Origin of the sequence: Pseudoxanthomonas sp., from assembly GCF_051953815.1 — a bacterium.
In the GTDB taxonomy this organism is placed as follows: Bacteria; Pseudomonadota; Gammaproteobacteria; order Xanthomonadales; family Xanthomonadaceae; genus Pseudoxanthomonas_A.
The window spans coordinates 1-9547 of the sequence record NZ_JBQCIJ010000065.1; the positions used below are offsets into that span (position 1 = coordinate 1).

Genomic DNA, 9547 nt, shown 5'->3' on the forward strand with positions numbered 1-9547 from the left:
ACTGGACAACCAGCGCAAGCGCCTGCAGCGCGACCTCGAGCAGGCCCGCCGCTTCGCCAATGAAAAACTTCTGGCCGACCTGCTGCCCGTCGTCGACAATCTCGAACGCGGCCTCGCCGCCGAGGGGAGCGACGCGGCGGCGCTGCGCGCGGGGGTGGAGCTGACCTTGCGCGAACTCGGTCGCGTCGTCGAAGGGAACGGCCTCAAGGCCGTCGGCGTCGTCGGCGAGGTGTTCGACCCCGAGCGCCACCAGGCGATGTCGATGGTCGATGCCGCCGAACTCGGATCGGGCAAGGTCGTGGCGGTCATGCAGAAGGGCTACGTGCTGAACGATCGCCTGCTGCGCCCCGCGCTCGTATCGGTTTCCAGGTAGCACGATTTGCGCGCCATTGCTTGAAACAGGGGCGCGCAACCCCAGATTTCGCGCCAGCCGCGGCCATCGGCTGCCGACCTCCAAACCGGCGCCGCCGCCGCAACCACAGTACGCAAATTCAGAGCGGGAGAGTACAGAAATGGGCAAGATCATCGGCATCGACCTCGGCACGACGAACTCGTGCGTGGCGGTCATGGAAGGCAACTCGGCACGCGTGATCGAGAACTCCGAAGGCGATCGCACGACGCCGTCGGTGGTCGCGTTCAAGGACAACGAAGTCGTGGTCGGCGCGACCGCGAAGCGCCAGTCCGTCACCAATCCGAAGAACACCTTCTACGCGGTGAAGCGCCTCATCGGCCGCAAGTTCACCGATGCCGAAGTGCAGAAGGACATCGGCCTCGTGCCGTACAAGATCAATGCGCACGACAACGGCGACGCATGGGTCGAGACGGCCGACGGCAAGAAGATGGCTCCGCCGGAAGTCTCGGCGAAGGTGCTCATGAAGATGAAGAAGACGGCCGAGGACTTCCTTGGCGAACCGGTCACCGAAGCGGTGATCACGGTGCCGGCCTACTTCAACGATTCGCAGCGCCAGGCGACCAAGGACGCCGGCCGCATCGCCGGCCTCGAGGTCAAGCGCATCATCAACGAGCCGACCGCGGCCGCGCTCGCCTACGGCCTCGACAAGAAGGGTGGGGACCGCAAGATCGCCGTGTATGACCTCGGCGGCGGCACGTTCGACATCTCGATCATCGAGATCGCCGAAGTCGACGGCGAAAAGCAGTTCGAAGTACTGGCGACGAATGGCGACACGTTCCTCGGCGGCGAGGACTTCGACAAGCGTGTCATCGATTACCTGGTCGACGAGTTCAAGAAGGACCAGGGCGTGGACCTGCGCAACGATCCGCTCGCGCTGCAGCGCCTGAAGGACGCGGCCGAACGCGCCAAGATCGAGCTGTCCAGCTCGCAGCAGACCGAAGTGAACCTGCCGTACGTCACGGCCGACGCCTCGGGCCCGAAGCACCTCAACATCAAGCTGACCCGCGCCAAGCTGGAAGCGCTGGTGGAAGACCTGATCAAGAAGAGCATCGAGCCGTGCCGCATCGCGCTGAACGACGCCGGCCTGCGCGCCAGCGAGATCAGCGAGGTGATCCTGGTCGGCGGCCAGACCCGCATGCCGAAGGTGCAGCAGGCGGTGGCCGAGTTCTTCGGCAAGGAACCGCGCAAGGACGTCAACCCCGACGAGGCCGTGGCGCTGGGCGCCGCGATCCAGGGCGGCGTGCTGGCCGGCGACGTCAAGGATGTGCTGCTGCTGGACGTGACCCCGCTGAGCCTGGGCATCGAGACCCTGGGCGGCGTGTTCACCAAGATCATCGAGAAGAACACCACCATCCCGACCAAGGCCTCGCAGACCTTCTCGACCGCCGAGGACAACCAGTCCGCGGTGACCGTGCACGTGCTGCAGGGCGAGCGCGAGCAGGCCCGCTTCAACAAGTCGCTGGCACGCTTCGACCTGGCCGGCATCGATCCGTCGCCGCGCGGCCTGCCGCAGATCGAGGTGTCGTTCGACATTGACGCCAACGGCATCCTGCACGTCTCGGCCAAGGACAAGAAGACCAACAAGGAACAGAAGGTCGAGATCAAGGCCGGTTCGGGCCTGTCCGAGGAAGAGATCCAGCGCATGGTCGCCGACGCCGAGGCGCATCGCGACGAGGACAAGAAGTTCCATGAGCTGGTGCAGGCGCGCAACCACGCCGACGGCCTGCTGCACGCAACCCGCACCGCCATCACCGAGCATGGCAGCAAGGTGCCGGGCGACGTGATCGGCCGGGTCGAAGGCGCCATCGCCGAGCTGGAAACGGCGATGAAGAGCGACGACAAGGCCCAGATCGAAGCCAAGTCCAAGACGCTGGAGGAAGCGGCCCAGTCGCTGTACGCCGCGGCCGCCGCCGGCCAGCAGCCGGGTGCCGATGATGGCGCCGGCGCGGGCGCGCAGTCCGGTGGCGATGACGTGGTCGACGCCGAGTTCACCGAAGTCAAGGACGACAAGAAGTAAGGCCGGGAATCGGGAATGGGGATTCGGGATTCGGAACAGCGTTTCCGGTTTCCGGATCCCCTTCCGGTATCTGAAGTTCCGATGCTGTCCGTCATCCCCAATCCCGAATCTCCAATCCCTGCTTGCCGATGAAACGCGATTACTACGAAGTCCTGGGCGTGGCCCGCACCGCCAGCGAAGATGAGCTGAAGAAGGCCTATCGCCGCTGCGCGATGAAGTTCCATCCGGATCGCAATCCCGGCGACAAGGCGGCCGAGGCGTCGTTCAAGGAGTGCAAGGAGGCCTACGAGGTGCTGTCCGATGGCGCCAAGCGCCGCGCCTACGACGCGCACGGCCACGCGGCGTTCGAGCACGGCATGGGCGGTGGCGCCGGCGGCCCGGACATGGGCGACATCTTCGGCGACATCTTCGGCAACATCTTTGGCGGTGGTGGCGCGCGCGCGGCCCGTCGCGGCGCCGACATCGGCTACGTGATGGAACTGGATCTCGAGGAGGCCGTGGCCGGCATCGAGAAGCGCATCGAGATTCCCACCCTGGTGGCCTGCGAGCCTTGCCATGGTTCCGGTTCGGAGGATGGCCAGGTCGAGACCTGCGCCACCTGCGGCGGTCGCGGCAACGTGCGCATGCAGCGCGGCATCTTCGCCATGCAGCAGAGCTGCCCGGCCTGCGGCGGCCGTGGCCAGACCATCAAGAATCCGTGCAAGACCTGCCATGGCGCCGGTCGCGTGGAGGAAGAGAAAGTCCTGTCGGTCAAGATTCCGGCCGGCGTGGACAGCGGCGATCGCATCCGCCTGACCGGCGAGGGCGAAGCCGGACCCCCCGGCACGCCGCCGGGCGATCTGTACGTGGAAGTGCGCGTGCGCGAGCACGAGATCTTCCAGCGCGACGGCGACGATCTGCATTGCGAAGTGCCGATCCGCATCTCGCAGGCCGCGCTGGGCGACACCGTGCGCGTGCCCACCCTCAACGGCGAGGCGGAAATCCGCATTCCCGCCGAAACCCAGACCGGCAAGCTGTTCCGCCTGCGCGGCAAGGGCGTGAAGTCGGTGCGCAGCCGCAGCGAGGGCGATCTGTATTGCCGCGTGGTGGTGGAAACCCCGGTCAACCTGACCAGCGAGCAGCGCGAGTTGCTGGAGAAGTTCGAGGCGACCTTCGTCGGCGACGAGGCGCGCAAGCATTCACCCAAGTCCGCCACCTTCCTGGATGGCGTCAAGGGCTTCTGGGATCGCATGACGTCCTGACCCGCCTCGCGGGTCTGACCTAGAATGAGGGCTCCCCGCAGGAGCCCTTTTTCGTGTCCCCACCCCTGATCGGCATCGTCGGCAGCGCCGGCGCCTATGGGCGCTGGCTGCGCCGGTTCTTCGAGACCCGGATGGGGCTGCCGGTGATCGGGCATGACCCGGCGGATCCGGATTCGCTGCCGGAAGCCGAACTGGCGCGGCGGGCGGAGGTGCTGATTTTTTCCGCGCCCATCCGGCACACCGCCGCGCTGATCGAACGCTACGTCGAGCTTGCCAATGGAGGCGAGGCGGGCCGGCTGTGGCTGGACGTCACCTCGATCAAGGCCGCGCCGATCGCGGCGATGCTGCGTTCGCGCGCCGAGGTGGTGGGCCTGCACCCGATGACCGCGCCGCCGAAGTCGCCGACCCTGAAGGGACGGGTGACGGTGGTGTGCGAGGCCAGGCTGGAGGCCTGGCGACCCTGGCTGGGCGATTTCCTGCATGCGCTGGAAGGCGAATACGTCCGCGCCGAACCCGGGCAGCACGACCGCATCATGGCGCTGGTGCAGGCGATGGTGCATGCCAGCCACCTGGCCCAGGCCGGCGTGTTGCGGGAACAGGCCGGGCAGGTGGGCGCGCTGGCGGAACTGCTGCCGTTCCGCTCGGCTTCCTTCGAGATGGACGCGGCGATCCTGGCGCGCATCCTGTCGTTGAATCCGGCGATCTACGAGGACATCCAGTTCGGCAACCCCCATGCCCATGAAATCCTGACCGCGCTGCATGCCCAGATCGGGCGGATGGCGGCGCTGGTGGGCGAGGGCGGTGACGCGGCGCGGGCGGCGTTCCGCGCGGAGTTCCTGTCCGGCAACCGGGAGGCACTGGGAACGCGGGTGCTGGCCGACGGCAACTACAGTTACGAGCGGCTGGGCTATCTGCTGGCGGATCTGGCCGGCGCGCGCGCGATGAGCGTGCACCTGCCCGAAGATCGCCCCGGATCGCTGCGCGCGCTGCTGCACGTGTTCGAGCGCCATGGGGTCAGCCTGTCCTCGATCCATTCCTCGCGCACGCCGGAGGGCGAGGTGCATTTCCGCATCGGCTTCGACGCGGACGTCGAAGCCGATGCGCTGGGACGGGCGGCGGCGGACATCGACGCCAGCGGGATCGGCCGGGTGCTGGCGGTCGGCCGTTAGCGGTACGCCGGCGTATTGGCGCAGTGCATGACGGCGGCGCGCGATATCCCCGTTACACTGCGCGCATGAACAGCCCTTTCACCCTGTCCCGTCGTGCGCAGGCGCTGACCAGTTCGGCGATCCGCGAAATCCTCAAGGTCACCGAGCGCCCGGAGGTGATCTCCTTCGCCGGCGGCCTGCCGTCCCCGGCGACCTTCCCGATCGCGCGCATGCGCGAGGCCACCGACAAGGTGTTCGCCGAAGCCCCGCAGGCGGCGTTGCAGTACGGGCCGACCGAAGGCTTCACTCCCCTGCGCGAATGGATCGCCGCGCGCCACAGCCGCGACGGGGTGACCATCCGGCCCGGCCAGGTGCTGGTCACCACCGGTTCCCAGCAGGGCCTGGATCTGCTCGGCAAGGTGCTGATCGACGAAGGCAGCAAGGTGCTGGTGGAAACGCCGAGCTATCTCGGCGCGCTGCAGGCGTTCTCGCTGTTCCAGCCGGCGTTCTCGGCGATGCGCAGCGACGACGAGGGCATCGTGGTCGATGCGCTGGAAGATGACCAACTGCGGGGCGGGCGCTTCATGTACTGCCTGCCGAACTTCCAGAATCCCACCGGCCGGCGCCTGCCGCTGGAACGCCGCAAGGCATTGATCGCGCGCGCCCGCGCCGCCGGGGTGCTGGTGGTCGAGGATGATCCGTACGGCGAGCTGAGCTACCAGGGCGAACAGTTGCCCAGCCTGCTGTCGATGGATCCGGACAACGTGGTCTACATGGGTTCGTTCTCCAAGGTGCTGGCGCCCGGCCTGCGGCTGGGCTACCTGATCGCGCCCGAAGCGCTGCACGCCAAGCTGGTGCAGGCCAAGCAGGCGGCGGATCTGCATACGCCGTCGTTCTCCCAGCGGATCGTCCACGAGGCGGTGCAGGGCGGTTTCCTGGATCGCCACATCCCCGAGATCCGCAAGCTCTACGGCGATCAGTGCGAGCTGATGCTGTCCGCGCTGCAGCGTCATTTCCCGGCGGAGGCGAAATGGAACCGGCCGGCCGGCGGCATGTTCATCTGGGTCACGCTGCCCGAGGGCGTCGACGCCAGCGCGCTGCTGGCGCGGGCGATCGAACACAACGTCGCGTTCGTGCCGGGCGCGCCGTTCTTCGCGGTCGCGCCGCAATCGAACACGCTGCGCCTGTCGTTCGTGACCGTGTCGGCCGAGAAGATCGAGCAGGGCATGGCGCGGCTGGGCGCGCTGGTGCGCGAGGAAGTCGCCGCCGCGGTGGCGTGAAGGCAGCCCGTTGGGCGCCCTTGGGGGAGCGACGTCAATCGCGAACGGATAGCTGGAATTTCAGGGTATCGCGACTGACGTCGCTCCCACGACAGGCGGCAGGAATCGCTCCCGCGTTACCGGGTAGCCGCGGCTGTCGTTGACGGGAACGCAGCCGGTCGCGACCCGCTTCGCTCCTGCAAGAAGGCGTTGCCAGCTTCGCCATCGGGGCCGGCTCGGCTACCATGCCGGGCATGGAAACCACGCCCACCCGTCTTCTCATCCACGGCGCCTCCGGGCGCATGGGACAGGCATTGTTGCGCCTGGCCGCCGAACAACCGCAGCAGGTGCAGGTGGTCGCGGCGGTGATGCGCAAATCGCCCGCGCAGCGGGTGGTGGAGGGCGTGCCTTACTTCGCCGCCAGTGAACTGGGCGGCGTGCCGGCGTTCGACGTCGCCATCGATTTCAGTCTGCCGGAAGGTTTCGATCCGGTGCTGGCGCTGTGCGCGCAGCGCGGCGCCGCATTGGTTTCGGGCACCACCGGCCTGGCCGGACCACAGCGGGAGGCGCTGGCGCAGGCCGCCAGCCGGATACCGGTGGCGTGGGCCTCCAACTTCAGCCTGGGGGTGGCGGTGCTGACCGAACTGGTCGAACGCGCGGCCACGGCGCTGGGGGGCTGGGACTGCGACGTGGTCGAGTCCCACCACATCCACAAGAAGGACGCGCCCTCGGGCACCGCGCTGACCCTGGGCGAGGCCGCCGGTTCGGCGGGCGCCGCGGTGCATTACGCCAGCCTGCGTGCCGGCGACATCGTCGGCGAGCACCTGGTCCAGTTCACCGGCCTGGGCGAGCGCATCGAACTGACGCACCGCGCCACCAACCGGGACATCTTCGCGCGCGGCGCGCTGCACGTGGCCCGCCGCCTGGCAGGACGTGCGCCCGGCCAGTATCGCGTGCGCGATCTGCTCGACTGAGGCCGCGCGGGCGGCCTCATCGCTACCCGGCCACGTCCACGGACATACCGACAATCGAAGCCTCGTCGGCGCGCGGCTTTCGCATCGCGCCGTCCGATGCGTTGAACGCCCGCGGGGACGCGCCCGGCATCTGTCGGCGACAGGTCGTCCCGGCGCGATCACCGCGCCGCGGCACGTGGTCGGGGAGTCCGGGCTTTCCGACCGATGCGCGCCGGAAAGCATGGCGTCTATGCCGAAAGTCATTTGACGGACGATTCAGCCACCGGCAAGAATCCGGACGCACCGCAATCGCGATCACCTGCTTCGCCCCGCCTCATTCCGTTTCGTTCCGTTCCAGCTCCGCGCTGCGGGGCTCATCGATGGAGAGCTAGCCTTGCGCAGACGTGACTTCCTGGCCTACAGCGGCCTCAGCCTCGGCGGCCTGATGCTGCCGGCGTACTTCGGCAAGGCCATCGCCGCCGAGGAACTGCAGACCTCCCTCGATGTCGGCCTGAAGAAGCGCCTGGCCGACACCGCCATGACCGCGGCCAAGGAGGCCGGCGCCAGCTACTGCGACGTGCGCATCGGGCGCTACCTGCGCCAGTTCGTGATCACCCGCGAGGACAAGGTGCAGAACGTGGTCAACACCGAGTCCACCGGTGTCGGCATCCGCGTGATCGCCAACGGCGCCTGGGGCTTCGCCGCCACCCACGAGCTGACCGCGCAGGGCGTCGCGCGCGCCGCGCAGCAGGCCGCCGCGATCGCCAAGGCCAACAGCAAGGTGCAGGCCAAGCCGGTGCAACTGGCGGCCACGCCGGGCGTGGGCGAGGTGTCCTGGAAGACCCCGATCCGCAAGAACGCGATGGCGGTGCCGATCAAGGACAAGGCCGATCTGCTGCTGGGGGTCAACGCGGCGGCGATCAACTCCGGCGCGGATTTCGTCAACTCGATGCTGTTCCTGGTCAACGAGCAGAAGTACTTCGCCAGCACCGACGGTTCCTACATCGACCAGGACGTGCACCGCATCTGGGTGCCGATGACGGTCACCGCCATCGACAAGGCCAGCGGCAAGTTCCGCACCCGCGACGGCCTGTCTTCGCCGATGGGCATGGGCTTCGAATACCTGGACGGCGATGCGTCCGGCAAGGTGGTCTCGCCCAACGGCGTGATCAACTACGGCCTGTCCTACGACATGAAGGAAGACGCCGTCGCCGCGGCCAAGCAGGCGCGCGCCAAGCTCAAGGCGCCGTCGGTGAAGCCGGGCAAGTACGATCTGGTGCTGGATCCCTCGCATACCTGGCTGACCATCCATGAATCGGTCGGCCATCCGCTGGAACTGGACCGCGTGCTCGGCTACGAGGCCAACTACGCCGGCACCAGCTTCGCCACCCTGGACAAGCGCGAATCGCATTTCCAGTACGGCAGCGACAAGGTCACCATCTTCGCCGACAAGGTCCAGCCCGGCAGCCTCGGCGCGGTGGGCTACGACGACGAGGGCGTGAAGACCAAGCGCTGGAACCTGATCAGCGACGGCAAGCTGGTCGACTACCAGACCATCCGCGATCAGGCCCACATCCTGGGCAAGACCGAATCCGACGGCTGCTGCTACGCCGACTCCTGGTCGAGCGTGCAGTTCCAGCGCATGGCCAATGTCTCGCTGCAGCCGGGCAAGCAGAAGCTCAGCGTGGCCGACATGATCAAGGACGTCGAGAACGGCATCTACATCATCGGCGACGGTTCGTTCTCCATCGACCAGCAGCGCTATAACTTCCAGTTTGGCGGACAGCTGTTTTATGAGATAAAAGACGGCAAGATAGCCGGTATGCTGAATGATGTGGCTTACCAGGCCAATACGCGCGAGTTCTGGAATTCATGCGCCCAGGTATGTGATGAAAAGGATTATCGTTTAGGCGGTGCTTTCAATGACGGAAAAGGTCAGCCAAGCCAGTCGAGTGCGGTGTCACACGGTTCATCCACGGCATTGTTTAAAGGAGTTAATGTTATCAACACAAAAAGAAAGATCGGATAGTCATGCCTATATTAAATAAAGAAGAAGCACAGGCGATATTAAAGAAAGTGCTTAGTTATTCAAAAGCCGACGAATGCGAGGCGAGCCTGAATGGCAGCGAAGGAGGCAACATCCGTTATGCTTTAAACGCAGTTTCAACAGCCGGCGACATCAGCGTGATGGGCCTCGTGGTAACTTCAGTTTATGGCAAAAAAGCCGGAACTGCAACCATAGATGAATTTGACGATGCCTCTTTAGAGCGGGTGGTACGCCGCTCCGAAGAACTGGCGCAACTGGCGCCGCCCAACCCGGAATATATGCCGATGCTGGGTCCGCAAACATTTGCTGAGTCGATCACCTATAATGCCAATACTGCAGCCATAACACCGGAAAGCCGTGCGGAAATGGTGGCCAAAAGTTTGTCGGTGACGAAAGCAGCAAAACTTACGGCTGCCGGTTTCCTGGAAAACTCAAGTGGTTTCAGCGCGATCATGAACTCGAAAGGTCTG

The 9547-nt window shown here is 66.1% G+C and carries 8 protein-coding genes; all 8 read left to right on the forward strand.

Annotated features, from left to right (window positions below; translation table 11 throughout):
- On the forward strand, positions 1-373 hold a 373-nt coding region (locus ACTHN1_RS19195; protein ID WP_440472520.1), incomplete at its 5' end, for a nucleotide exchange factor GrpE.
- A gap of 139 nt (positions 374-512) precedes the next feature.
- A complete protein-coding gene (gene dnaK, locus ACTHN1_RS19200; RefSeq protein ID WP_440472521.1) occupies positions 513-2429 on the forward strand; it encodes a molecular chaperone DnaK in 1917 nt (638 codons plus the stop codon).
- Positions 2430-2557: 128 nt separating this feature from the next.
- Positions 2558-3670: a molecular chaperone DnaJ gene (dnaJ, locus tag ACTHN1_RS19205; protein ID WP_440472522.1), complete on the forward strand. Its 1113-nt coding sequence runs from the start codon at positions 2558-2560 to the stop codon at positions 3668-3670.
- 53 nt (positions 3671-3723) lie between these two features.
- Complete coding sequence (locus tag ACTHN1_RS19210) at positions 3724-4839, forward strand: prephenate dehydrogenase (protein WP_440472523.1); 1116 nt, start codon at positions 3724-3726, stop codon at positions 4837-4839.
- Positions 4840-4904: 65 nt separating this feature from the next.
- Entirely contained in the window at positions 4905-6098 is a 1194-nt protein-coding gene (locus ACTHN1_RS19215) for a PLP-dependent aminotransferase family protein (RefSeq protein WP_440472524.1), read from the forward strand.
- Positions 6099-6331: 233 nt separating this feature from the next.
- Entirely contained in the window at positions 6332-7051 is a 720-nt protein-coding gene (dapB, locus tag ACTHN1_RS19220; protein WP_440472525.1) for a 4-hydroxy-tetrahydrodipicolinate reductase, read from the forward strand.
- Positions 7052-7424: 373 nt separating this feature from the next.
- Positions 7425-9059, forward strand: a complete 1635-nt coding sequence (locus tag ACTHN1_RS19225) for a TldD/PmbA family protein (protein WP_440472526.1) — start codon at positions 7425-7427, stop codon at positions 9057-9059.
- A gap of 2 nt (positions 9060-9061) precedes the next feature.
- The coding region (locus ACTHN1_RS19230) for a PmbA/TldA family metallopeptidase (RefSeq protein ID WP_440472527.1) at positions 9062-9547 on the forward strand (486 nt) is incomplete at its 3' end.

What these genes read in the sequence shown, in the direction of transcription:
- ACTHN1_RS19215 (WP_440472524.1), top strand. Translation starts at nt 4,905, where the DNA reads ATGAACAGCCCTTTCACCCTGTCCCGTCGTGCGCAGGCGCTGACCAGT.
- dapB (WP_440472525.1), top strand. Translation starts at nt 6,332, where the DNA reads ATGGAAACCACGCCCACCCGTCTTCTCATCCACGGCGCCTCCGGGCGC.
- dnaK (WP_440472521.1), top strand. Translation starts at nt 513, where the DNA reads ATGGGCAAGATCATCGGCATCGACCTCGGCACGACGAACTCGTGCGTG.
- dnaJ (WP_440472522.1), top strand. Translation starts at nt 2,558, where the DNA reads ATGAAACGCGATTACTACGAAGTCCTGGGCGTGGCCCGCACCGCCAGC.